Below are 25,354 nucleotides of genomic sequence, written 5' to 3'. Positions count from 1 at the left end.
GAGTCGGTGCGGCGCACAGCGAGGTGCGCCGCCGCGGCCCGCGCTGACAGGAGAAGTGCCTGACATGTCGTCCGACGACACGTTGCTGGATCGGTTCTACCGACACGTTGCCCACACCGACCTCATGGAGCGGGACCCCGCGATCCGCGAGGCCGTCGCCGGTCAGGTGGCCGGTCTCTCCCGAGGGCGTGAGCCCGGGGAGGCCGCGGTCCGGGTGTTCAACCCCTCGCGGGCCGAGGACGGCTGGACCTCCCGGCATACCGTCGTCCAGGTCGTGACGGACAACATGCCCTTCCTGGTGGACTCGGTCCTGGGGGAGCTCAACCAGCGCAACCTGTCCGTCCACCTGCTGGCCCATCCCCAGATGGTGGTCCGGCGCACCGACTCCGGCGTGGCCGTGGTCGACGCGGACGCCACCAGCGCCGGCTCGGAGGACGTCGTCGAGTCCTGGATGCACCTGGAGATCGACCGGTTGCACCGGGAGGCCTCGCGGGAGGAGCTGCAGGAGCGTCTGCTCTCGGTCCTCGCCGACGTCCGACGGGCCTGCCAGGACTGGCAGGCCATGCGGGAGAAGGCACGCGAGATCATTGACGAGCTCCGCACCGGGGTGCCGGACACGGTCGACCCGGAGACGGTGGAGCCGACCATCGAGTTCCTGACCTGGTTGGAGGACGCCCACTTCACCTTCCTCGGCTACCGCGAGTACGAACTCGTCGTGGACGACGGGGTCGAGGCGCTGCAGTCCGTCCCCGAGACCGGCCTGGGCATCCTGCGTGGGCGACCGGGGGAGGAGGGCCGGATCAGCCGGCTGCGTCCGGAAGCCGTCGCGACGGCCCGCGATCCGCGTCTGCTGACCATCACCAAGGCCAACTCGCGGGCCACGGTGCACCGGCCGGTCTATCTGGACTACGTCGGGGTGCGCACCTTCGGTGAGGACGGTGCGGTCATCGCCGAGCGACGCTTCCTCGGACTGTTCACCCAGAGTGCGTATGCCGAGTCCGTCACGAGACTGCCGGTCATCAGCAGGAAGGTCGAGGCGATCCTGGAGCGCAGCGGCTTCCCCGCCGACAGCCACTCGGGCAAGGACCTGATGGGGGTGCTGGAGAACTATCCGCGCGACGAGCTGTTCCAGGCCGACATCGACCTGCTCCAGGCCAGTGCCAACGAGGTGCTGCACGTGCAGGAGCGGCGCGCCTCCCGGATCCTGGTCCGCAAGGACGAGTTCGGGCGGTTCGTCTCGGTCCTGGTGCTGATGCCCAAGGACCGGTTCAACACCTCGGTGCGGATGCGCATCCAGGGGCTGCTGCAGGACGCCTACGGGGCCGCCACGGTGGACTTCACCACCAAGATCGGCGAGGCCGCGCTCGCGCAGGTCCACTATGTCCTGCGGATGCCCCCTGGGGGCAATATCCCCGAGGTCGACACCACCGAGCTCGAGGCACAGGTCCAGGATGCGATGCGCACCTGGGAGGAGAAGCTCACCGACGTTGTGCAGGAGCACGAGGAGGACGAGACCGTCGGTGACACCGCGGCGACCTTCTCTGCGGCCTTCCCCGAGGGTTACAAGGAGGACTTCGGGCCGGCGACCGGCTATGCCGACCTGGCCCAGATCCGTGCTGTGGCAGCCGATCCCAAGCAGGGGATGCGTCTGCACCTGTATGCCGATGACGGCGCCCCCGAGGGGGAGCGCCGGCTCAAGCTCTATCGCCGTGACGCGATGACGCTCACCGACGCGATGCCGATCTTCAGTCACCTGGGTGTCGAGGTCACCGACGAGCGGCCCTATCTCGTCGAGGAGGAGGACGACGACATCGCGATGCGGATCTATGACTTCGGACTGCGGGCCAAGGACCCCGCTGTCTGGCAGTCCGACGACAACCGCACCGCAGAGGAGGTCGCCGCAGACTTCGAGGAGGCGTTCGCGGTTGCCTGGAGCCGGCAGGGTGAGAGCGACAGCCTGAACTCCCTGGTGCTGGACGCCGACCTGTCGTGGCGTTCCGTGGTCATCCTGCGCACCCTGGTGCGCTACCTGCGTCAGGTGGGCTCGTTCAGCCTCGACTATCTTGAGGAGGCGCTGGTCACTAACCCACACATCGCCCGGATGCTGGTGGAGCACTTCACGGTCAGGTTCGATCCCGACACCGACGCCGATGCCGCCACCCGGGACGAGGGGGCGGCCGAGGTGATCGCCCGCATCCACGAGGCCCTCAACGAGGTGGCCAGCCTCGACCAGGACAGGATCATCCGCTCCCTGGTGTCCGTGGTCGAGGGCACGCTCCGGACCAACTTCTACCAGTTGGACGAGGACGGCAGAGCCAAGCCGCACGTCTCGCTCAAGCTCAGCCCCCGCGACATCGAGGGACTGCCCGAGCCCCGCCCGGCCTACGAGGTCTGGGTCTACGCACCCCGTGCCGAGGGGGTCCACCTGCGCTTCGGGCCGGTCGCCCGCGGTGGGTTGCGCTGGAGTGACCGACGGGAGGACTTCCGCACCGAGGTCCTTGGCCTGGTCAAGGCACAGATGGTCAAGAACGCCGTGATCGTGCCGACCGGTTCCAAGGGTGGCTTCGTGGCCAAGCAGCTGCCGGACCCCAGCGACCGGGAGGCCTGGCTCAACGAGGGCATCGGCTGCTACCGGATCTTCATCAAGGGTCTGCTGGACGTCACGGACAACCGGGTCGGCAACGACATCGTGCCGCCGGAGCGCGTCGTGCGCCGGGACGGCGACGACAGCTATCTCGTGGTCGCGGCCGACAAGGGCACGGCCAAGTTCAGTGACATCGCCAACGGGGTCTCCCGGGACTACGGATTCTGGCTGGACGACGCTTTCGCCTCCGGTGGCTCTGCCGGCTATGACCACAAGGGGATGGGCATCACGGCCCGCGGCGCGTGGGAGTCGGTCAAGCGCCACTTCCGCGAGCTCGGACACGACACGCAGAGCGAGGACTTCACCGCGGTCGGCATCGGTGACATGAGCGGTGACGTCTTCGGCAACGGCATGCTGCTCTCCGAGCACATCCGGCTGGTCGCCGCGTTCGACCACCGGCACGTCTTCCTGGACCCCAGCCCCGACGCCGCCACCTCCTTCGCCGAGCGGCAGCGGTTGTTCGACCTGCCGGGGTCGAGCTGGGCGGACTACGACTCCTCCCTGATCAGTGCCGGCGGTGGGGTCCACCCGCGGTCTGCCAAGTCGATCGAGATCTCACCCGAGGTGCGTGAGGTCCTGGGGCTCGAGGAGGGCGTGACCTCCATGGCCCCCAACGAGTTGCTCCGCGCCGTGCTCAAGGCGCCGGTGGACCTGCTGTGGAATGGTGGCATCGGCACCTATGTGAAGTCCGCGGAGGAGAGCGACAGCGACATCGGCGACCGGGCCAACGACGCCATCCGGATCAACGGTGGCGAGCTGCGGGTCAAGGTGGTGGGCGAGGGCGGCAACCTCGGCTTCAGCCAGCGCGGGCGCATCGAGGCTGCCCGGTCCGGCATCCACATCAACACCGACGCGATCGACAACTCTGCCGGAGTGGACACCTCTGACCATGAGGTGAACATCAAGATCGCCCTCGCGCCCGCTGTCGCTGAGGGGGAGATGACGCTCGAGGAGCGTGACGAGCTCCTGGCCTCGATGACCGATGAGGTTGCGCGCCGGGTGCTGCGCACCAACTATGAGCAGAACGTCCTGATCGGCAACGCCCGCGACCAGGGCGGGGTGATGGCAGCGGTCCACCGCAGGCTGATCTCCCACCTGGGTGAGCACGCGGGGTTGGACCGTGAGCTGGAGTTTCTGCCCAGCGACCGGGCGATGGTCGCTCTGGAGGAGGAGGGCCGCGGCCTGACCTCACCGGCTTTCGCGGTCCTGGTGGCCTACTCCAAGCTGGAGCTGAAGGAGCAGCTGAACGAGTCCGAACTACCCGATAACCCGTTCTTCGAGTCCTCGTTGACCGGCTACTTCCCGGGGCCCCTGCAGGAGCGGGTGCCCGAGCGTCTGGTCGAGCACCCGCTCCGCCGCCAGATCATCGTCAACGGTCTGGCCAACGACATGGTCAACCGCGGAGGCATCACCTTCGCCTTCCGGTGCATCGAGGAGACCGGGGCAACCATCCCGCAGATCGCCCGCGCCTTCGTGGTGTGCCGGGAGGTTTTCGACATGGCCGGCTTCATGGCCCAGGTCGAGGCGCTCGACAACACCGTCGCCACGCGCCTGCAGACCGATCTCTACCTTGAGTTCCGGCGGCTGATGGACCGCAGCGTGCGCTGGTTCCTCAACAACCAGTCCCTCACCGGGAGCATCGAGGAGGAGATCGAGCGGTTCCGCGAGCCGGTCGCGGCCCTGCGACCGGAGCTGAGCGGGCTGCTGCGGGCCGGCGAGCGGGAACGCTTCGACGGACAGGCACAGCGGGCGCAGGAGGGTGGCGTGCCCCAGGACCTGGCCGTCACCTATGCCGGTCTGCTGGACTCCTTCTCCGTGCTGGACATCGTCGAGATCGCGGAGGAGACCAACCGTCCGGTCGAGGAGACGGCAGCCCTCTACTTCGCCGTGTCCGAACGCTTCCGGATCGACAACCTACTCAACCGGATCGCCGAGCTGCCTCGCCAGGACCGGTGGGACTCCCTGGCGCGCGGCGCGATGCGCGACGACATGTATGGCGTGCTGAAGGCTCTGACCCGCACCGTCCTCGCCAGCAGCGAGGCGTCGGAGGCCCGAGGCCGGGACCAGCTGGAGGGCTGGGCGGAGGCCAACGCCGAGTCGCTCACCAGGGTCAGCCAGGTGCTACGCAACGTCGACCGGTTGGACTCCCCGGGGATGGGCCCACTGTCCGTGGCGCTGCGAGCGCTGCGCGGCCTGGTGCGTCAGGGCGCCAACGCCTGACCGCCAGCGTGAAGGACTCGGGTGCAGCACCTGGGGTGGCGTCGCGTTAGTCTGCGGACGTGCCGACGCTTCGTGATGCCCTGGGTCAGGCGTCCCTGCCGCGCGCCGACGCTGACTGGCTGCACCGTCTGGTCAGCGACTGGCAGATGGTGGCAGACCTGTCCTTCTCGGACCTGACCCTCTGGGTGCTCTCGGAGGCCAGGGCCGACGACTGGGTGCTGGTGGCGCATGCCCGGCCCACCACCGGCCCCAACTTCTACCACGACGACGTCGTCGGACTTGCCCCTGACGCGGTGCGTCGGAGCATTCTGGATCAGGTGCGCCAGAGTGGACGTTCGGTCGAACCGCCCCAGGCGGGCTCGGTGCGCGAGCAGTACGTTCCGGTGGTCCGGGCGGGCCGGACCGTGGCAGTCCTGGTCCGGCATACCGACCTGCACAGCATGCGTCAGCAGGGCGGACTGGAGGTCAACTATCTGCAGCTGGCCCAGATGCTGCTGCGGATGGTCGGGCAGGGCAGCTTCCCCAGCGAGTTGGCACCCACCGGGATCGGGCGAGGCACCCCGCGCGTCGGTGACGGGGTGCTGCGGTTGGATGCGGAGGGGCACATCGACTATGCCAGCCCCAATGCGATCTCGGCGCTGCGGCGGCTGGGCTACACGGCCCAGGTCGCCGGCACCTATCTCTCCGAGATCGTCACCAGCCGGCTCCCAACGGGGGGGACCGTCGACGAGATGATGCCGCTGGTGCTGACCGGCCGTGCGCCCTGGGGCACCGAGATCGAGACCTCACGGATCAACCTGACGATGCGCGCCGTGCCGCTACTCGACCACGGCACTCGCTATGGCGCGATGATCCTGCTGCGGGACGTCAGTGAACTGCGCCGCCGGGAGCGGGAACTGCTCACCAAGGACGCCACGATCCGGGAGATCCACCATCGGGTGAAGAACAACCTGCAGACGGTCTCGGCGCTGTTGCGCCTGCAGTCCCGCCGTCTGTCCGACCAAGGGGCGCAGGCCGCGCTGCGGGAGGCCGGACGACGCATCTCAACGGTTGCCCTGGTGCACGACATCCTCAGCCACGGGTTCGACGAGACCGTGCTCTTCGACGAGATCGCCGTGCGGATCGCCCGGGCCACCGTGGAGGTGGCCTCCCAGGGCGACGCGCGCGTGGTGGCAGAGCACCGCGGGTCCTTCGGACGGATCCGCGCGGAGGACGCCACCCCGCTGGCGATGATCCTGGCCGAGCTGGTGCACAACGCCGTGGAGCACGCCTTCGACACCGGCACCCCCACCCAGGACGGCACCCCCGCCGGCGCGGTCGTCGTGGAGGCCCACCGGGGGGAAGGAGTCCGCCGTGACCAGGAGACGCCGGAGCCCGGCGGCATGCTCACCGTGACTGTCACCGACAACGGGTGCGGGCTGCCGGATGACCACCAGCCCGGCACCGGGCTCGGCATGCAGATCGTCCAGGCGTTGATCAGCGACCTGCGGGGTGAGATCACCTGGGAAAAGCAGGAACCGCACGGAACCGTCGTCCGGTTCGTCGTGCGGCTCCGCGGTCTGTCTGCAGAGGGCTGACGGTGCGGTCAGCCAGCTCTGCGGGCGCGCGCCTTGCGGCGCTTCAGGGCTCGTCGCTCGTCCTCTGAGAGTCCGCCCCAGACACCGGCGTCCTGGCCGGTCTCAAGAGCCCACTTCAGGCACGTGTCCATGACGGGGCAGCGTCGGCAGACGGCCTTGGCCTCCTCGATCTGCTGCAGGGCGGGACCAGTGTTGCCGATCGGGAAGAACAGCTCTGGGTCCTCATCCAAGCAGGCAGCGCGATTGCGCCAATCCATCGATTACTCCTCGTTCTTCTCCCGGTTCGGACCCCATGAGGTCACCCGGGTGCTGACGGGTGACCCGCGTATCTGTCGCCCGATGACTGGTGTAGCGTGATCCCCAGTCAGACACACGTGAAGTCTGGGCCGGAGGAACACGCAACAGGGCACCTCATCGTGACCTGGTTGTTCTTGTTGTGCCAACAGACGGTTGCGCACAGCGTTCCTATCCTCACAGGTAGTTGAAGCCCGCACAAGAGTTTTCGTCTACTAACCTGCCCGAAAATCTGAGTGATGAGTCACAGGTGCCCCGTGGAATAGGGGCGGGGCAGGCTTTGCCTAAGGTGGGGGAGAGAGGGCATCAGCCCTGTCCACGTCGGCACAGCCGGCAGCCTGACTCTGGAGGAGAGCCCATGACCCTGGCCATCACCAATGCCCACGTCGTCCCGGTTGACGGAGAGCCGTTCGAGGGGACGATCGTCGTGGACAACGGCACGATCACGGCACTCGGGGCCGAGATCGAGGTCCCGGACGGTGCGGAGACCATCAACGCCGGTGGCCAGTGGGTGCTCCCGGGCCTGATCGACGCCCACGTCCACCTCGGGGTGTGGGAGGAGGGCGAGGGCTGGGCCGGCCAGGACACCAACGAGATGACCGATCCCGTCATGGCAGCCGCTCGGGCACTGGACGGCATCAACCCGCGCGAGCAGGGCTTCGACGACGCCCTCGCAGGCGGCATCACCTCCGTCAACGTCAACCCCGGCTCGGGCAACCCGATCGGCGGGCTCACCGTCGCTCTGAAGACCTACGGCCGCTATGTCGATGAGATGGTGCTGCGCAGCCCCTCCGGTCTCAAGGCCGCCCTCGGCGAGAACCCCAAGCGTGTCTACGGCGACCAGAAGAAGACCCCCTCCACCCGGCTCGGCGTCGCGCTGATCCTGCGCAAGGCCTTCACCGAGGCCCGCAACTACCTCGAGAAGACCGCCAAGACCACCGCCGAGGGCGAGTATGCCGAGGGGCACCTGGTCAACCAGGCCCTCGTCCAGGTCCTCAACCGCGAGATCCCGTGGCGTCAGCACTGCCACCGGGCCGACGACATCGCCACAGCCATCCGGATCGCCGAGGAGTTCGGCTACGAGCTCGTTCTCGACCATGGCACCGAGAGCTACCTGATCGCCGACCTGATTGCGGAGAAGGGGATCCCGGTGCTCTATGGCCCCCTCATCGTCAGCCGCTCCAAGGTCGAGGTGCGGGAGCGCACCCCGGCGGCGCCCGGCATCCTCGACCGGGCTGGAGTCAAGGTCTCGATCATCACCGACCACCCCGTCGTCCCGATCGAGCACCTCATCACCCAGGTCGCGCTCGCGGTGCGCGAGGGGATGGACCGCGATGCCGCGCTGCGGTCCGTGACCATCAACCCGGCCGAGGTGATGGGGGTGGCCGACCGGGTGGGGTCGCTGGCGGTCGGTAAGGACGCCGACCTGGTGCTGTGGTCCGGCGACCCGATCGACCTGCAGTCCCGCGCCCTGCGGGTGTGGATCGAGGGCCGCGAGGTCTACAGCTATGACGAGCAGGAACGACGCGGCACCGTCCTGACCCGCTGACCTGTCGCTTTCGTCGAGGCGAAAGCGTCATGCGGTCCCGGTGTCGCGGAACCGTTGCTCGACGGCTGGTTCCGCAACACCGAGAACGCCTCAAGAGTCAGCGGAGAGCAGCTGCTCGAGCCACGTGCTGGCCGGACCGTTCGTGGTGCCGCTCAGTGGTGGTCGTCGGCCGCGTGGCCGGGGCGCACGAGCACGCAGTCTGGGCAGAGGCCGTGGCCCGGCAGGCGGTAGTAGAGGCAGCACCCGGTGCGCTTGAACTGCGTTGAGCCGGCCGCCGGGTTGGTCTCGGGGTCGGTCTCGGTGTCGGCCTCAGTGTCGGTCTCGGTGTCGGCCTCAGAGCTGGCCACTACCTCGACCGTGACGCTCTGGTAGGCGCCCCCGGCCGCCAACCACGGACGTTCGAGCAACTGGCGGGAGACGGCCTCCAGGTGGGACGCCCGCGTGGGCACCTTGCCGCCCAGGACCCGTGCGGCCGCCACGAGGCTGGATGCGGCATTGCTCACCAGGACGTTCGCCGACGTGCGCCCGTGCTCACGGCAGGCGTCGGTGACCGCTGCGACGGCGCCGTGGACGACGAGCTCCTCCACCGCTGCGACCGTCTCCGTGAGCCCGACCACGGACCGCCCCGCCCCGGGATCCTCGAGGGCCAGAGGGGAGGGGTTGCGGTGACTCGGGTCCACCCGCACCCGATCGGGCGTCAGGTCAGGCACCCAGCCGTGCAGCGCCACAGAGGCCAGGGCGATCGACCAGAAGCGGGACACGAGCCCGACCTGGGCCGCCGAGACGGCGGTCCTGGGGAGCACCTCAGCCAGTGGCAGTCCGGTGCCGGTGGCCAGGCCGACCCTGGTGGCGGCGAAACGTTCGGCCAGGTGGTCGGCGTCCAGGGCCGTGGTCAGGGGCAGCAGCCCCTCCGCGTCGACCTGGAACACGGCAAAGCCGCCGAGCTCGGTGAGCTCGGCGGCCCGCTGCGCGGGAGGCAGTGCGCCGCTCAGCCGTCGCCCGCCTGGTCCTGCGCGTCGAGGACGGCCCGCGCGGCTGCGAACCGTGCGATCGGCACCCGGAACGGCGAGCAGGACACGTAGTCCAGGCCGATCGACTCAAAGAAGGTGATCGAGGCGGGGTCGCCGCCGTGCTCACCACAGACACCCACCTTGAGGTCGGACTTCGTGCTGCGACCGCCCTCGGTGCCCAGGCGCACTAGACCGCCTACGCCGTCGATGTCGATCGAGGCGAACGGGTTGTCCGGCACGATGTCGTCATCGACATAGGGCGCCAGGAAGGAACCCTCGGCGTCGTCCCGGGAGATGCCGATGCCGGTCTGGGTGAGGTCGTTGGTGCCGAAGGAGAAGAAGTCGGCGTGCTCGGCGATCTGGTCGGCGACGACGGCCGCCCGCGGCAGCTCGATCATCGTGCCGACCGTGTAGTCGAACTGCTGGCCCGCTGCCTCAAACTCCTCAGCGAGGGTGTCCTCGATGAGCTCGCGGAGACGTCGCAGCTCCTCTGCGTAGGCGACCAGCGGCACCATGATCTCCACGATCGGCTCGCCGCCGCGCTCGCGGACCGCGAAGGCGGCGCGGGCGATGGCACGCACCTGCATCGTCGGGATCTCGGGGTAGAGCAGGGCCAGGCGGACGCCGCGGGTGCCGAGCATGGGGTTCATCTCGGTGAGCTTCTTGACCTGGGACAGCAGCAGCCGCGCCTCACGCAGCTCCGCGTCGGTGCCACCCTGCAGCTCTAGGCGCTGCACGGTCAGGGCCTGCTCGACCAGGTCGGGCAGGAACTCGTGCAGCGGCGGGTCGAGCAGTCGGATCGTCACCGGCAGGCCACTCATCGCCTCGAAGATTGCCTCGAAGTCGGCCTGCTGCATGGGCAGGATCTTCTCCAGAGCAGCTGCGCGGGACTCCTCGTCGTCGGCGAGGATCATCTCGCGGACGGCCGGGAGGCGGTCCTCGGCCATGAACATGTGCTCAGTGCGGCACAGGCCGATGCCCTGCGCGCCGAACTCGCGGGCTCGGGCTGCGTCCTCGCCGTTGTCAGCGTTGGCCCGGACGTCCATCCGGCGCACCTCGTCGGCCCAGCCGACCACAGCCGAGAAGTCCTCGTTGACCTGCGGCGGAACGAGCTCGAGCGCCCCGGCATACACCTCGCCGGTGGACCCGTCCAGGGTGATCGTGTCGCCCTCGTGGAGCACCGTGTCCCCGATGGTGACCTTCTTGGCGGCGGCGTCGATCTTGGCCGCCGACGCACCCGCCACGCAGGGCTTGCCCATGCCGCGGGCGACGACCGCCGCGTGGGAGGTCATGCCACCGTGTGCGGTGAGCACACCCTGGGCGGCGATGGTGCCGGCGATGTCGTCGGGAGTGGTCTCCCAGCGGACCAGGATGACCGCGTCTCCAGCCTTGCCGCGGGCCTCGGCCGTGTCGGAGTCGAAGACGATCTCACCGACGGCAGCGCCGGGGGAGGCGTTGAGGCCCTTGGTGATGGGGGTCTTTCCGTGGTCCGGATCGATGGCCGGGTGGAGCAGCTGGTCGAGCTGGCCGGCCTCGATGCGCCGCAGCGCCTGCTCCTTGGTGATGACGCCCTCCTCGACCAGGTCGCGAGCGACCTTGAAGGCTGCGGGGGCGGTGCGCTTGCCGTTGCGGGTCTGGAGGAGATAGAGGGTCCCCTCCTCCACGGTGAACTCGATGTCCTGCATGTCGCCGTAGTGGCCCTCAAGACGCTTCATCGTGTCGAGCAGTTGACCGTAGGCCTCGGGCAGCACGGACTCCATCTCCGCCAGCGGGCGCGGGGTGCGGATGCCGGCGACGACGTCCTCGCCCTGGGCGTTGACCAGGAACTCGCCATAGAGCTCCTGCGCGCCGGTGGACGGGTTGCGGGTGAAGCAGACGCCGGTCGCGGAGGTGTCGCCGCGGTTGCCGAAGACCATCTGCATGACATTGACGGCGGTGCCCAGGCTGTCGGAGATGCCGTGGGCCTTGCGGTAGATCCCGGCACGGGGGTTCATCCACGACCGGAAGACGGCGTCGATGGCGCGCTGCAGCTGCTCACGGGGCTCGGTCGGGAACTCGGCGCCCATGTGCTCGCGCGCCACGGACTTGAACTTCTCCACGAGTTCCTTGAGGTCCTCGACGGACAGGTCGGTGTCCTGCTCGACGCCGCGGGTGCGCTTCAGCGCGGTGAGCTCGTCCTCGAAGGCGTGGGCCGGGACACCCTCGACGACCTCGCCGTACATCTGGATGAAGCGCCGGTAGGAGTCCCAGGCGAAGCGCGGGTTGTCGGACTCGGCGCCGAGGGCCTCGACCGTCGAATCGCCGATCCCGAGGTTGAGGATGGTGTCCATCATGCCGGGCATGGAGACCACGGCACCGGAGCGGACCGAGACCAGCAGCGGGCGCTCCGCCGACCCCAGGGTCCGACCGGTGCGCTCCTCGAGGCGCTCCAACGCCTCCTGAGTCTCCGACCACAGGCTCGCCGGCCACTCCCCGCCGGTGTTCATCGAGTCGATGGAGGCCTGCGTGGTGATCGTGAAGCCGTCGGGCACCGGCACGCCGAGGCGCAACATCTCGGCGACGTTGGCTCCCTTCCCGCCGAGCAGCGCCTTCATCGACGCATCGCCATCGGCGAGGTCGTAGAGGTATCGGGTGGTCTGGGCGGCTGAACTCGACTCTGGGCTCATGTCAGGCCTCTCCTCGGTGACGTCGTGTGCTCAGGACGGCCCGCACCGTCCCCACGTGGGCAGACTACTGGCCGCTGCGATCCTCGGGCGAGGAAGGTCACGTGAGTTTGCCGACAGTCGGCACTGATGAGGTCTTGGTACGACTGGCAGACACGCTCGGATCTCGTGTGGTGCGACCGTTGGACCTAACTTCCGGTGGACCTAACTGCCGGTGGACCTAACTGCCAGTGGACCTAGCTGCCAGTGGCGGCCAGACGGCGCCGCTCGACGATCTCGATCACCCGGCCGGCAGCCTCCTCGAGCGCCAGCGCGGTCGTGTCGATGACCGGGCACCCCAGCCGGCGCTGGATGGAACTGACCTCGTCGAGCTCCTCATAGATGCGGATCAGCTCGGTGTAGCCGTCGCCCTGGCGACGGCTGCCCAGCGCGCGCACCCGCTTCTGGCGGATCTCCTTGAGCCGCTCCGGATCCAGGGTCAGGCCCACGATCTTCCACCGGTCCACCCGATAGAGCTCCTCCGGAGGATCGATGCCGCGCACCAGGGGGATGTTGGAGGTCCGGTAGCCCAGGTAGCCCAGGTACATCGCCAAGGGGGTCTTGCCCGAACGGGACACGCCGATGAGCACGATGTCGGCCTGTCTGAGGGGGTTGGTCAGGTGCCCGTCGTCGTTCGCGATGGCGAACTCCATGGCCTGGATCCGCTTGAAGTAGTCCTCCCCGACCCCCACCGGGCGGATGACCCGCTCGGGGGCCGCCCCGGTGGCCGACTGCAGGGCGGCCAGGGCCGGCTCGAGCAGGTCGGCATGGGCGATCGCCCGTTCAGCACACAACTGCGCGACCAGGGCTCGCAGCTCGTCGTCGACGACGGTGGAGAAGACGGCCATCCGGGTGTTCGCCGGGTCCAGGTGGCGGATGACGGCGCGCAGCCCCTCAGGCGAGGTGATCCGCGGGTGCCGGATGATCCGCAGGTCGTAGGCCGCATACTGCGCGGCGGCGGCGCGAGCCACCCGGGCGGCGGTGTCACCGGTCGAGTCGCCGATCACGTGCAGTTCCAGGGGAGTGCCACTCATGGACCCAGTATGTCGCCACCACCAGTCTTGGGGAGGTATGGGGAACGCTATCCGAGCTGCCACAGGCAACCAGCGGGGTGCAGGATCGGTCAGCGCTGACCGATCCTGCACCCCAACGAGGTTCGCGTCGGGCGGGCAGCGAAGGGGCGTCGAGTGCCTGCCGAGTCGCCCCGTGCCAGACTGCGGCCGTGCCAGGGAACGTCTCCGAGCCGCTGCCCGTGGTCGCCATCGTGGGGGCGACCGCCACGGGCAAGTCAGACCTGGGGGTGGCGCTGGCCCAACGGCTGGGCGGGGAGATCATCAACGCCGACGCTTCCCAGCTCTATCGCGGCATGGACATCGGCACCGCCAAGCTCACCTGCGGCGAGCGTGAGGGGATCACCCACCACCAGCTCGATGTGCTGGACGTCGTCGAGGAGGCGAGCGTCGCGGCATACCAGGTGGCGGCCCGGGCCGACCTCGCCGCGATCCGCGGACGCGGCCACCTGCCGATCATCGTGGGAGGGTCCGGTCTCTATGTCCGGGCGCTGCTGGACCGCCTCGAGATCCCACCGACGGATCCGCAGGTGCGGGCCCGGTGGGAGGCCGAGCTGGCGCATGCGGGGGTCGGGGCGCTGTATGCCCGCCTGCGTGCCACCGATCCGGAGGCGGCCGACCGGATCGAGCCGCGCAACGGCCGCCGGATCGTGCGGGCCCTGGAGGTCATCGAGCTGACCGGCCGACCGTTCAGCGCCACCCTGCCGCGGCGGGAGTATGCCGTCCCGAGCCTCCAACTCGGCCTGACCGCTGAGCGTGCCGTGCTCGACACCCGCATCTCCCGGCGTGTCGACCGCATGTGGGAGCAAGGGTTGGTGGCGGAGGTGCGCTCGCTGGAAGGTCAGGGTCTGCGGAGCGGACGCACGGCGTCGCGGGCCATCGGCTACGCACAGGTGCTGGCTCTCCTCGACGGTGAGGCCGACGAGGGAAGCGCCCGGGCCGACACCGTCGCCGCGACCCGACGCCTGGTGCGCCGGCAGGAGTCATGGTTCCGACCCGACCCGCGGATCACCTGGCTGCCGCACGACGCGGACGATCTGCTCGACCGGGCCGTGGGCGCGGTCCTCGCGCTGCAGTCCCACGAGCCTTAGAGCGTGGTCGGTCGACAGGGGGGTTAGAGTGCATTCGGCCAGGTCACCCGGCCACCGAGAACCGGCCACCAGCACTCGGCCGACCCGCGCCCAGGAAGAGAGACGTGTTCTTCAGAGCTCGCAGCGACAGCCTCTGAGTCGCCGCTGACACCCGCAGGCCCGCGCACCGATTGCGCCGGGCCGGTGTCGACGTGCTCTGTCCTTCCTAGCTCTCCCTGAGGTGACTCATGCCTTCGCGCACCCCTGACCCGTCCCACAACTCCGGCCCCGCCGCGCCATCCGGTCGACAGTCCGACAGGCCGCTCATCCTGTCCAACGCAATCGATGCGTCCGGTCGCACCGTCGCCGACCTGGCCACCGACTTCCTCGCCGTCGTGGTGCTCGGTGCCACCGCCGCCCAGATGGGGCTGCTCAACGCCCTCGGCACCCTGGCCTTCCTGGTCCTGGGCATCCCCATCGGGGTGCTGGTCGACCGCTCTCCGACCGTCCGCCTGCTCCTCGCGTCCGGACTGCTCCGGGCGGCCCTGCTGGGCAGCCTCGTCCTCGCCTGGGGGCTCGATGCCCTCACCCTGCTCCATCTGTATGCCGTCGCGACCCTCGCCGGGACCGCCGCCGTGGTCGTCGAGACGACCCAGACGGCGATCGCCCCCAGGGTGGTGGGTGCCGCCGGGGTGTCCCGACTCGTCTCCCGGATGCAGTCCGCAGAGTCTCTGATCTCCCTGGTGGTGCCCGCGCTCGCCGGTCTGCTCGTGGCCCTCGCCGGCGCCGGGACGACCCTGGCGGTGGCCGCCGCGCTCACCGCCCTGGCTGCCCTGGTGGTGCTGCGGTTGCGCGTAGGTGACACCGCCGAGGCGGCCCAGGAGGCGTCGGCGGCCCAGGAGGCGTCGGCCGTCCACGCGGAGGACCCGAGCAGTGCCCTGTCCCGGTTCTTCCGTGAGGCAGCGGTGGGGTGGTCGACCCTGCGTGAGCGCCGCACCCTGTGGCGGCTCACCCTCGGCTCGATGCTGGTCAACCTGGGCCTGGCCGTGCACTCCGCGGTGGAGGTCGTGCTCGTGCTGCGTGAGCTGGACCTCGGCCCGACGGTGCTCGGGCTGCTGGTCTCGGCCGGAGGCGTCGGTGGGCTGCTCGGGTCGCTGGTGGCGGTCCCGCTCGGTGACCGACTGGGGACGCCGCGGGCGCTGCGCGGCTGCGTCCTGCTCCTGGCTCCGGTCGCGGCGCTGACCCTGACCGCACTGCTGGACCAGGACCGGGCCACTACCTGGCTGCTGGCTGGATCCTTCCTCTGGGGAGTGGCGATCGTGGCCTACAACGTGCTGCTGTCCGGCATCGCCGCGGAGCTGACCCCGACCGACCTGATGGGCCGGGTGTCCGCGACCCGGCGCACGCTGACCATGGGCATCGTGCCGATCGGCGGGATCGTCGGCGGTCTGCTGGCCGACGAGGCGGGCATGATCGCCACCATCACGGCCTGGCTCGTCCTCAACGCGATCGCAGGGGTCGTGGTGGCGACGACCCCGTTCTCCCACGCGCACACCCGGACCGGGCCAGGGCGCTGAGCCAGGGCACACCCCGAGGGCGTGGCGGACCTGGACCCAATCCACCGGGGGCCGGGCGCCGTACAATCCGGCATGAGCGTCAGCACACCCCGCCCGAGCCTGAACACACCCCGCCCGAACACACCCCGCCCGAGCCAGCCCATCGGTCGCCGCCTCGCCGCTGCGGTCCTGACCCTCGGCATACTGCCGGCAGTGCTGTCCGGCTGCTCCGGTGGTGACGAGACGGACACACCGGAGATCACCGTCGAGGAGGGCGCCGCGCTGATCACCATCGTCGACTTCGACTATGAGACCACCGGCACGATCGAGCCCGGTGCCGAGGTGACCGTCCACAACGAGGACAACGTCGGCCACACCGTCACCTCGGACGAGGACGGGCTGTTCGACGTGGAGGTGGGGCCGGGCGAGACGGTGACTTTCACGGCCCCGGACGAGCCGGGGGAGTACTCCTACTACTGCATCCCGCACCCGTCGATGGTCTCGGTGCTGACGGTTGGGTGAGAGCGGTGGCCGAACGCGTCGTCCGGGGGCTGGTAGTGCTGGCGCTGCTCGTCGACGCGGGCGTCCATCTCGCTCTGGCCTCCGACATGCAGCTCGCGGCTCCCGGTGGCATCGGCGGGGGGTGGCTGTTCCGGATCCAGGCGGTCCTGGCGCTGCTCGCGGCGGGAAATCTGGCGCTGCGTCCCTCCCGGCTGGCCTACCTGGTGGCGGGAGCGGTGGCGCTGTCGGCCTTCGTGCCGGCCCTGCTCTACACCTATGCCGACGTGCCGGCGATCGGACCCGTCCCGGCGATGCATGACCCGTTCTGGTCCGCCCCCAAGATGATCAGTGCGCTCGCTGAGGGGCTCGGTGCGGCGGGGGCCATGGTGGGGATCGGACTGACGTCCCGTCCGGTCAGGGACGCGCCACCCGGATGAGCCGGAACCCGCCGCTGGTGGCCGGACGGTCCACCGCCAGGTCCGGGAACTCACTGGCCAGCCACTTCTGCAGCGAGTCGGCGCCGAGGTTCTTCTGCACCACCAACCAGGCCTGTCCGCTCGGCGCCAGTCGGGGCAGCCACGTGCGCATCATCTCGTGCAGGACGGCCTTGCCGACCCGGATCGGCGGGTTGGACCAGATCAGGTCGTATGCCGTGTCGCCGGGGACCTCATCCGGTGTCCCGGTGGCCACCGCGCACCCGAGGGCTGCTGCATTGCGGCGCACCAGGTCCAGCGCCCGCTGGTTGACGTCCACGGCGTGCACCGTGGCGTCGGGGGAGTGCAGGGCCAGGGTCAGGGCCAAGGGCCCCCAGCCGCAGCCGAGGTCCAGGAAGGTCCCCGTCGACGGGGGCGCCGGGGCGTGCCTGAGCAGCACGGCCGTGCCCTTGTCGATGCCGTCGGGAGAGAAGATCCCACCCGCGGTCTGCACGGTGACGGAGCGCCCGGCGAGCACGACGCGGCGCTCGCGCAGCTCGGAGGGCGAGGCGGGTTCGGCGGAGAAGTAGTGGTCCTGAGGCATCGCGGGAAGTCTAGACGGGACGAAATGAGTGGTCCCGGGCGTTGAACGGTGAGACCCTGAGGAGAATATGACGAACACTGAGATGAACCGCACCGCCGACGCCAGCACGGTCGACGACGCCAGCACCACCGAAACGTCCCACACTGACGCACGGCACACCCGCGAGGTGGAGGCCGACCGGGTCCGCCTGCTGGACCGGCGGGCTGATGCCCTGAACGCCGACCCGGGCGACCCGACATACGACGAGGGCCTGCAGGACTTTGACGGTGAGCAGTTCGACCGCGAGGAGCGCGAGGCGCTGCGCCGCGTGCCGGGCCTGTCCACCGAGCTCGAGGACGTCACCGAGGTCGAGTACCGCCAGCTGCGCCTCGAGCGGGTCGTGCTGGGCGGCATCTGGACCGAGGGGACGCAGACCGACGCTGAGAACTCGCTGCGCGAGCTCGCGGCCCTCGCCGAGACGGCCGGCTCGACCGTGCTCGAGGGTCTGATCCAGCGCCGCACCAACCCCGACCCCGCGACCTACCTGGGCTCGGGCAAGGCACAGGAGCTGCGCGACATCGTGATCGCCGAGGGCGCGGACACCGTCATCATCGACGGCGAGCTGGGTCCTTCTCAGCGCCGCGCCCTGGAGGACGTCGTCAAGGTCAAGGTGATCGACCGCACCGCGCTGATCCTGGACATCTTCGCCCAGCACGCCAAGTCCCGGGAGGGCCGGGCGCAGGTCGAGTTGGCGCAACTGCAGTACCTCCTGCCGCGCCTGCGCGGCTGGGGTGAGTCGATGTCCCGCCAGGCAGGTGGGCGGGTCGCCGGCGGTGAGGGCATCGGCTCGCGCGGACCGGGTGAGACCAAGATCGAGCTGGACCGTCGACGGATCAACCAGCGGATCGCCAAACTCCGGCGCGACATCAAGGGGATGAAGACCAAGCGCGACACCAAGCGGGCCTCCCGCAAGGTCAACCAGGTGCCCTCGGTCGCGATCGTCGGCTACACCAACGCTGGCAAGTCCTCCTTGCTCAACAGGCTGACCGGCGCCGGTGTCCTGGTGCAGGACCAGCTGTTCGCGACGCTGGACACCACGGTCCGCCGGGCAGAGAGCTCCGACGGGCGGACCTACACGCTCACCGACACGGTCGGGTTCGTGCGCTCGCTGCCGCACCAGCTGGTCGAGGCCTTCCGCTCCACGCTGGAGGAGGCCGCCGACGCCGACCTGCTGCTGCACGTGGTCGACGGTGCCCACCCCGACCCCGAGGGTCAGATCGTGGCGGTGCACGAGGTGCTCGCCGACGTCGACGCCGGTGACATCCGCGAGATCATTGCGGTCAACAAGGCCGACGTGGCCGACCCCGACGTGCTGGACCGGCTGCAGCGGGCCTATCCCGACGTCGCCATTGTCTCGGCGCGCACCGGGCAGGGGATGGAGGCGCTGATCGCCATGGTCGAGGCGGCGCTGCCACGACCCGAGATCGAGGTTGACGTGCTGGTGCCCTACGACCGCGGCGACCTGGTCAGCCGGCTGCACGCCGAGGGTGACGTGCTCACCGAGGAGCACACAGCCGAGGGGACCCGCGTCACCGCCAAGGTGGCCCAGGACCTGCACGGCGCACTTGGCTCCTACGCCGTGTGACCGTGTCCCGACTCAGTCCCAGGGCGGGGTCACCAGGGCGGGCTCGTCCTGGAAGACCTCGCGGGGGACCTCGATGATCTGCGCGGTGAACGGCGATCAGGCACAGTCGATGTGTTCGTCCGAGGCAGGCACGACGGCGTCGAACCAGACCACCGCATTGTTGGTGTAGACCGCGCCCTGCTCCTGGCAGGAGTGGTAACCGCCGACAACCAGGACGCTGAGCTCCAGATCGACCGCAGCGACCTCGGACAGGTCGGGGAGTCCGGGGTCACTGTCCAACAGTGCATCCCGCTCGGTCTCGGTGGTGATGAGTCGGTGGCCAAGGGGAATCTCCGGGTTGTCGACGACCTCGGGGAAGGTGCCCTCGTCCCACTGCGCGAGGGTGCTGCCGACCTGGTATGCCGCAGGGCCAGGATCCAGGGGCGGGTCAGGGTCCAACGGCGGGGTGGTCCCCGTGCAACTGGTGAAGCCCAGCGTCGCCAGGAGCGCCGCCACCAGGAGCGCTAACAGATTGCCCATCGTCGCTGTCCCCGTCCTCGGGCGCCCTCGTGGCGACCCGTCGCTGGTGCGACGCCCTGGGGTCGGTCGGGGTTCCCCACGCGGCGAGGAAGCGCATGTTTCCGTCCATGGAGTGAGCGCTGCAGAAGGCGCCGTGGCCGGGTCGGCCATGGTGGTGTCGGGGGTGCGGCCAGGGTCTGCCTGCCAATGGCGGCCCTGGGCGCGTGTTTGTGGCCCGGCTGGTGGGCCGGGCTGTGGGGCGTGGTGGTTAGAGGTGCCAGGTGACGTTGGATCCTCGGATGGTGGCGGTGAGGTCTTTGTCGTGGACGAGGGTGTGGTGTCGTGGGCAGAGTAGGACGAGGTTGAGGATGTCGGTGCCGCCTTCGCGGGACCACCAGGCTAGGTGGTGGGCGTCGCAGTAGGTGCCGGGCACGGTGCATCCGGCGAAGGTGCACCCGCCGTCGCGTACGAGGAGGGCTTTGAACTGTCCCGGGGTCGCTAGCCGCACGGTGCGGCCCAGGGAGAGGGGTTCGCCATAGTCGCCGAGGGCGATGGGGGTGACGTCTCCGGTGCAGGCGAAGCGTCCGACTTGTTCGGGGTCGAGGATCTGTCCCAGGGCGGTGACGCCGGCACCGACGGGTTTGCCGGTGGTCGGGTCGGCCTTGATGGTGATCATCACCGAGGCCCGCCCACTGGAGGGTGGGGAACCGGGGTTGGACATGCCGCGGTTGATGACCATGATCAGGGCGTCGTAGGCCCGTTGTCCCCAGGACCGTTGGTCGGGGGTGCCGTCCTGGGCGGGGGCGGGGGCGGCGAGGGGTCCGTTGAGGACTCCTTCGAGCAGGGCGGCGTCGGCGTCGGGGGCGTCGATGGTCAAGCGGGTCAGTCCGGTGGCTAGCGGGCGGCGGGAGACGCACCGCAGTTCGTGTGCGAACCGTTTGGCGTCTTCGCGTGGTTTTTTGTCGAGCAGGTCGATCAGCAGTTTCTTGCAGACCAGTTCCAGCTCGGGGTCGGTGATGTCGGGGTTGGCTGCGGCGCTGGTGGCGATCTGGGCGTAGTCGATCTGTTGGTCGACCTGGAGGCATCCGGCGAGGCGGAACATGGTCTTGGCCACCCGCCACGCCCGCCGCACCGGGGTGATCCCGGCTGCGACGTCAGCGCCCAGCTGGGTGCCCCAGGGTGTTTTCCCGGCCCGGACGATGTCGGCGATCTGTGCGCCTTCCTGGCGCGAGATCCACGGGCAGCGCACCCGCAGCCACTCGCCCAACGTCAACCCGACCTGGGTGGGTAGCCCTCGGGTGGAGGCCTCCACGGCCAGGGCGAACCCCAGGCCCTCGACCTGTGCCCGGACCCGCCCGACCGTTTCCAGGGCGGAGACGATCCCGGGCTCGAAGACCCGCACCAGGTCCTCAGCGTCCACCGCGGAGGCTCGGGCGAGGTTGGCACCGGCCCCGGCCAACCCAACCATCAGTTCCTGGGCCGGGTCCACCCACCGACCCCCACCCACCAAGCCGCCATCAGCGCCGGCATCGGCTTCGGCTTCGGCCTGGTCGATCTGGGCGACCAACGCCCAGAACTGCGCACTCTCCGGGTCACCAGCCTCACCGAGGTCGGTGCGCACCGCCGCCTCCCACGCCCCGAACCCCGCCACCACCTCGCCCTCAGCCCCGGGCAGGTCACTACCGGGCAGGTCGCTACCGGGCAGGTCGCTACCGGGCAGGTCGACACCGGGCAGGTCGACACCGGCCAGGTCCTGCCCGGCCGTGGTGTCGACTCCCGATGACTTCATACAGATGATCTAACCACCCACCACTGACAATGCCCTGACCTGCCGAAACGCCACGAACGAGCGAGCACGCTTCCCACGCAAACCGCTCCCCACCACGCGCACCCGAGGTCACGTCTCGGGGCGTGGACGACCCCGCGTTCTGCCTAACTCGACATGATGCTTACGATAAGACCATGTTTGCTAACGAGGACTCCGCGCCGCTCGTGCGCCGCCTCCACGTGGACCTCGGTTCCACCGCCAGCGCTCTCTGTCGTCGCTGACGACCGCCCAGCCTGTCCTGCGTCGTCCCTGACTGCGACAGCGCGCCTGCTCGCCCCCTGCGGTACTGCACGCGTGTGTCAGCCCAGGCACCCGGCATACCTGCACCCAGCCCCTCTGGCATCCCTCGAAGGAAACTGACCCATGACCGACCACCTGCCCGTCCTCGACCTCTCTCTTGCCGACGACCCCGCCACTGCCGCCCAGTTCCGGGAGCAGTTGCGCGAGGCCACCCACGACTACGGCTTCTTCTACCTCGTCGGACACGGCATCGACCCGTCCCTGACCGGCGACATCATCAGCGTCGCCCGAGAGTTCTTCGCCCTCCCCGAGGCCGACAAGTTGGAGATCGAGAACGTGACCAGCCCGCACTACCGCGGCTACACCCGCGTCGGCGGGGAGCGCACCCAGGGCAAGGTCGACTGGCGTGAGCAGATCGACATCGGTCCCGAGCGTGCCGCCGTCCCGAGCGGCCCGGCGGTCCCGGACTACTGGGCGCTGCAGGGGCCGAACCTGTGGCCGACGGCGCTCCCGCGCGTGCGGGAGGTTGTCGAGACCTGGAACGCGAGCCTGTCTGGGGTGGCGACCCGCCTGCTGGCCGAGTGGGCCGAGTCCCTAGAGCAGCCCCGCGACGTCTTCGACGCGACCTTCGGTGACACCCCGGCGACCCTGACCAAGGTGGTGCGCTATCCGGGCCGGGTCGAGGGCGGCACCACGCAGGGTGTCGGGTGGCACAACGATCCCGGGGTGCTGACCCTCCTCTATGTCGAGCCAGGCAAGGCCGGCCTGCAGGTCGAGCGACACGGGGAGCCGCTGGACGCTCCGCCGATCGAGGGAGCCTTCATCGTCAACATCGGCGAGATGCTCGAGTGGGCCACCGACGGCTATCTCAAGGCCACCAACCACCGTGTCCTAGCACCGGAGCCGGGGACGGACCGCATCTCGGTGCCCTACTTCCACAACCCCGCGCTCGATGCGACCTTCCCGAAGCTCACGTTGCCCGAGGAGCTGGCCGCGCAGGCACCTGGCGTCACGCTCGATGAGAGCAACCCGATCCTGGGTGTCTATGGGGAGAACCTGCTCAAGAGCCGGGTCCGGGCCCACCCCGATGTCACGGAGGTGCACCACCCGCACCTGTCACCGCCGCAGCAGCGCACCGCCTGAGGGGAACTGGGGGAGGGCGTGCGCCACTACTAGGGGGTCGGCCCGAATGTCCCACAGGGTGCTCGCTGACCGTTCCAACCTCCCTCAGGATGCCCGACGGGCGGACCGGACCTCCCCAAGAGTTGTGGCAGGCTCGGGACGTGAACGCCGAGCAGCAACGCATCGACGAGTCCGACGACCCGCGCGCGCCCTGGCGCCAGTGGGGTCCCTACGTCTCCGCCCGGCAGTGGGGCACGGTCCGCGAGGACTACTCCGCCGACGGCAACGCCTGGGACCACTTCCCGTTCGCCCACGCGCACCAGCGGGCCTATCGCTGGGGTGAGGACGGCCTGGCCGGCCTCTGCGACATCGACGGCTTCCTCAACCTGGGGCTGGCGCTGTGGAACGGGCGCGACGACCGGCTCAAGGAGCGGCTGTTCGGGCTGACCAACCCGCAGGGCAACCACGGCGAGGACGCCAAGGAGTACTGGTGGGCCCTCGACGGCACGCCGACCCACAGCTATGCCCAGTGGCTCTACCGCTACCCCCAGGCCGCCTTCCCCTACCAGGAGCTGATCGACGGCAATGCCGCCCGAGGCTATGACGACGACGAGTTCGAGCTGTCCGACGCCGGTGTGCTGCAGGAGGATCGGTTCTTCGACGTCGTCGTGACCCACGCCAAGGCCTCACCCACGGACATCGTCATGGAGGTCACCGCGACCAATCACGGGCCGGACCCCGCGCCGCTGCACCTCGTGCCGCAGTTGTGGTTCCGCAACACCTGGTCGTGGGGCCTCGACGACCGGCGTCCTGAGATCGTCCTGGACAGCCAGGGGGAGTATGCCGAGGGGCAGGTGACCCTGCTGGCTCGCCACCACGAGCTGGGCCAGGTCCGGTTGTCAGCGGAGGGCGGACCCCGGGTTCTGTTCTGCGACAACGAGACCAACCACGCGGCGCTCTACGGTGAGGACGCCGTCCCGGCCGGGCACACGGCATACCCGAAGGATGTCGTCGAGCGGGCGATCGTCCACGGCGAGGACGCCGGCAATCCGGAGCAGACCGGCACCAAGGCGGCTCTCTGGTGGCAGTTCGACCAGGTCGGCCCGGGGCAGAGCGTGACCGTGCGCCTGCGGCTCACCGCCCAGCCGGAGCAGGAGGTCCAGCCCAACGACGAGGTCCTTGCGACGCGTCGCGACGAGGCCGACGAGTTCTATGCCGGGGTGCTCCCCGAGGGCACCAGTGACGACGACCGGCACATCGCGCGCCGCGCCTTCGCCGGTCTCCAGTGGGGCAAGCAGCTCTATCTGTATGACGTGCCCCGGTGGCTCGCCGGCGACCCGGGCCAGCCGCCGCCACCTCCGCAGCGAGCGGACCGGCATACCGGCCGCAATGTGCACTGGCAGCACGTCAACCTCGCCGAGGTCATCTCGATGCCCGACGAGTGGGAGTATCCCTGGTTTGCGACCTGGGACCTGGCCTTCCACACCGTGCCGCTGGCGCACGTCGATCCGGCCTTCGCCAAGTTCCAGTTGCTGCTGATGTGCCGCGAGTGGGCGATGCACCCCAACGGGCAGCTGCCGGCCTATGAGTGGAACTTCTCCGACGTCAACCCGCCGGTGCACCCGTGGGCGGCGTGGCAGGTCTACAGCATCGACGGCAACCAGGACCGCGACTTCCTGCAGCGGATCGTGCTCAAGATGCTGCTCAACTTCCCATGGTGGGTCAATCGCAAGGACGCTGACGGGTCCAATGTCTTTGAGGGCGGCTTCCTCGGGATGGACAACGTCGGGCTGTTCGACCGCTCCGACGAACTGCCCGGCGGTGGGCGCCTGGAGCAGGCCGACGCGACCGCGTGGATGGGGATGTTCTGCCTGCGGATGCTGCGGATGGCGGTGGAGCTGGCCCGTGAGGACCCGGCATGGGACGAGGTCGCCACCAAGTTCCTGGTGCACTTCCTGGCCATCGCGGAGACGATGGAGGACATCGGCGCCGACCACACCTCGCTGTGGGACCCGGAGATGCGCTTCTTCCAGGACGTGCTCGTCGAGAGCGACGGCACGGCACACCGTATGCCGGTCCGCTCGATGGTCGGGCTGCTGCCCCTGACCGGGGTGTCCATCCTGCCCAACTGGGTGGCCCAGGAGCTCCCGGACCTGACCGACTTCCTGCGCGGATGGACCGAGCGGCGTCCTGAGTTGCAGGATGCGTTGCTGCACACGAACTTCCACGGCTACTCGGTCCGCACGCTGTCAATGCTCAGCCAGGAGCAGCTTGGCTCGTTGGTCGGTTACCTGCTCGATGAGGGCGAGTTCCTGGCGCCGCACGGCATCCGCTCGCTGTCCGCTGCGCACCGGGAGGGCCTGACGGTCCGGATCGGCAACGATGAGCTCGGCCTGCGCTATGAGCCTGCGGAGTCCCGGTCCGGCATGTTCGGCGGCAACTCCAACTGGCGAGGCCCGATCTGGTTCCCGGTCAATGCCATGCTCACGGATGCCGTGCGGATCTATGGCCGCGGAGCCGGGATCGACATGCGGGTCGAGTTCCCGACCGGCTCCGACAACCGGCTGTCGTTGACCGACGTCGCGACCGAGATCGAGCAGCGGCTGGTCTCGTTGTTCCGCCCCGGACCGGATGGGAGGCGGCCGAGCACGCCGATCCATCACCCGAGCGGACCGCTGTGGGACGTGCACCCGACGTTCAGCGAATACTTCAACGGCGACAACGGCACCGGCCTCGGCGCCTCGCACCAGACGGGCTGGACGGCCATGGTTGCCCACTACATCTGTGCGCCGGACGGGATCACGAACCGCTGAGGGGAGTGGTCGCGACATC

At 69.4% G+C, this 25,354-nt stretch carries 17 protein-coding genes; 10 read left to right on the top strand and 7 right to left on the bottom strand.

What is annotated here, in order from left to right:
- The first annotated feature begins 64 nt into the window (after positions 1–64).
- Together FNH13_RS13505 and FNH13_RS13500 are read left to right on the top strand one after the other, a co-directional pair.
- On the top strand, positions 65–4,864 hold the full coding sequence (locus FNH13_RS13505; protein WP_143783891.1) for an NAD-glutamate dehydrogenase: 4,800 nt from the start codon (positions 65–67) through the stop codon (positions 4,862–4,864).
- Positions 4,865–4,923: 59 nt separating this feature from the next.
- Positions 4,924–6,441 carry a sensor histidine kinase gene (locus FNH13_RS13500; RefSeq protein ID WP_143783890.1) on the top strand — a complete coding sequence of 506 codons (1,518 nt, stop codon included), beginning with the start codon at positions 4,924–4,926 and terminating at the stop codon, positions 6,439–6,441.
- Positions 6,442–6,449: 8 nt separating this feature from the next.
- On the opposite strand, the gene FNH13_RS13495 is transcribed toward FNH13_RS13500, so the two are convergent.
- Positions 6,450–6,698: a WhiB family transcriptional regulator gene (locus FNH13_RS13495; protein ID WP_109474243.1), complete on the bottom strand. Its 249-nt coding sequence runs from the start codon at positions 6,696–6,698 to the stop codon at positions 6,450–6,452.
- A 395-nt stretch (positions 6,699–7,093) separates the two neighbouring features.
- Between FNH13_RS13495 and FNH13_RS13490 the strand changes: the two genes are divergently transcribed.
- Positions 7,094–8,284, top strand: coding sequence for an amidohydrolase (locus FNH13_RS13490; RefSeq protein WP_143783889.1), 1,191 nt, complete (start codon positions 7,094–7,096; stop codon positions 8,282–8,284).
- Between the two features lie 152 nt (positions 8,285–8,436).
- On the opposite strand, the gene FNH13_RS13485 is transcribed toward FNH13_RS13490, so the two are convergent.
- The 3 genes from FNH13_RS13485 to FNH13_RS13475 form a co-directional block, all read right to left on the bottom strand.
- Positions 8,437–9,213: a (2Fe-2S)-binding protein gene (locus FNH13_RS13485; RefSeq protein ID WP_165700114.1), complete on the bottom strand. Its 777-nt coding sequence runs from the start codon at positions 9,211–9,213 to the stop codon at positions 8,437–8,439.
- A 59-nt stretch (positions 9,214–9,272) separates the two neighbouring features.
- Positions 9,273–11,960 carry a pyruvate, phosphate dikinase gene (gene ppdK / locus FNH13_RS13480; RefSeq protein WP_143783887.1) on the bottom strand — a complete coding sequence of 896 codons (2,688 nt, stop codon included), beginning with the start codon at positions 11,958–11,960 and terminating at the stop codon, positions 9,273–9,275.
- Between the two features lie 233 nt (positions 11,961–12,193).
- A complete protein-coding gene (locus tag FNH13_RS13475) occupies positions 12,194–13,030 on the bottom strand; it encodes a pyruvate, water dikinase regulatory protein (protein ID WP_143783886.1) in 837 nt (278 codons plus the stop codon).
- Between the two features lie 188 nt (positions 13,031–13,218).
- Here FNH13_RS13475 and miaA point away from each other — a divergent pair, with 188 nt between their 5' ends.
- From miaA to FNH13_RS13455, 4 genes are all read left to right on the top strand, one after another.
- Positions 13,219–14,157: a tRNA (adenosine(37)-N6)-dimethylallyltransferase MiaA gene (miaA, locus tag FNH13_RS13470; protein WP_228266403.1), complete on the top strand. Its 939-nt coding sequence runs from the start codon at positions 13,219–13,221 to the stop codon at positions 14,155–14,157.
- Between the two features lie 227 nt (positions 14,158–14,384).
- Positions 14,385–15,713: an MFS transporter gene (locus FNH13_RS13465; RefSeq protein WP_143783885.1), complete on the top strand. Its 1,329-nt coding sequence runs from the start codon at positions 14,385–14,387 to the stop codon at positions 15,711–15,713.
- Between the two features lie 72 nt (positions 15,714–15,785).
- Positions 15,786–16,214, top strand: coding sequence for a cupredoxin domain-containing protein (locus FNH13_RS13460; protein ID WP_143783884.1), 429 nt, complete (start codon positions 15,786–15,788; stop codon positions 16,212–16,214).
- A 5-nt stretch (positions 16,215–16,219) separates the two neighbouring features.
- Positions 16,220–16,630: a hypothetical protein gene (locus FNH13_RS13455; protein ID WP_228266402.1), complete on the top strand. Its 411-nt coding sequence runs from the start codon at positions 16,220–16,222 to the stop codon at positions 16,628–16,630.
- Here FNH13_RS13455 and FNH13_RS13450 read toward each other — a convergent pair.
- Complete coding sequence (locus FNH13_RS13450) at positions 16,608–17,210, bottom strand: class I SAM-dependent methyltransferase (RefSeq protein ID WP_143783882.1); 603 nt, start codon at positions 17,208–17,210, stop codon at positions 16,608–16,610. The genes FNH13_RS13455 and FNH13_RS13450 overlap by 23 nt on opposite strands.
- A 67-nt stretch (positions 17,211–17,277) precedes the next feature.
- Between FNH13_RS13450 and hflX the strand changes: the two genes are divergently transcribed.
- Positions 17,278–18,834, top strand: coding sequence for a GTPase HflX (hflX, locus tag FNH13_RS13445; RefSeq protein ID WP_321169196.1), 1,557 nt, complete (start codon positions 17,278–17,280; stop codon positions 18,832–18,834).
- Between the two features lie 96 nt (positions 18,835–18,930).
- On the opposite strand, the gene FNH13_RS13440 is transcribed toward hflX, so the two are convergent.
- Positions 18,931–19,353 (bottom strand): hypothetical protein, encoded by a 423-nt coding sequence (locus FNH13_RS13440; RefSeq protein WP_143783881.1) that lies wholly within the window; start codon positions 19,351–19,353, stop codon positions 18,931–18,933.
- 247 nt (positions 19,354–19,600) lie between these two features.
- Positions 19,601–21,121, bottom strand: a complete 1,521-nt coding sequence (locus FNH13_RS13435; RefSeq protein ID WP_143783880.1) for an HNH endonuclease signature motif containing protein — start codon at positions 21,119–21,121, stop codon at positions 19,601–19,603.
- A gap of 402 nt (positions 21,122–21,523) precedes the next feature.
- Here FNH13_RS13435 and FNH13_RS13430 point away from each other — a divergent pair, with 402 nt between their 5' ends.
- Both FNH13_RS13430 and FNH13_RS13425 read left to right on the top strand, forming a co-directional pair.
- Positions 21,524–22,543, top strand: a complete 1,020-nt coding sequence (locus FNH13_RS13430; RefSeq protein ID WP_143783879.1) for an isopenicillin N synthase family dioxygenase — start codon at positions 21,524–21,526, stop codon at positions 22,541–22,543.
- A 140-nt stretch (positions 22,544–22,683) separates the two neighbouring features.
- The gene (locus tag FNH13_RS13425; protein ID WP_228266401.1) at positions 22,684–25,335 is read left to right on the top strand and encodes an MGH1-like glycoside hydrolase domain-containing protein; all 2,652 of its coding nucleotides are present in this window, start codon (positions 22,684–22,686) and stop codon (positions 25,333–25,335) included.
- The last annotated feature ends 19 nt before the right edge of the window (positions 25,336–25,354 follow it).

Source organism: Ornithinimicrobium ciconiae, assembly GCF_007197575.1.
Lineage (GTDB): Bacteria > Actinomycetota > Actinomycetes > Actinomycetales > Dermatophilaceae > Ornithinicoccus > Ornithinicoccus ciconiae.
This window is presented reverse-complemented; position numbering and strand designations above follow the sequence as displayed.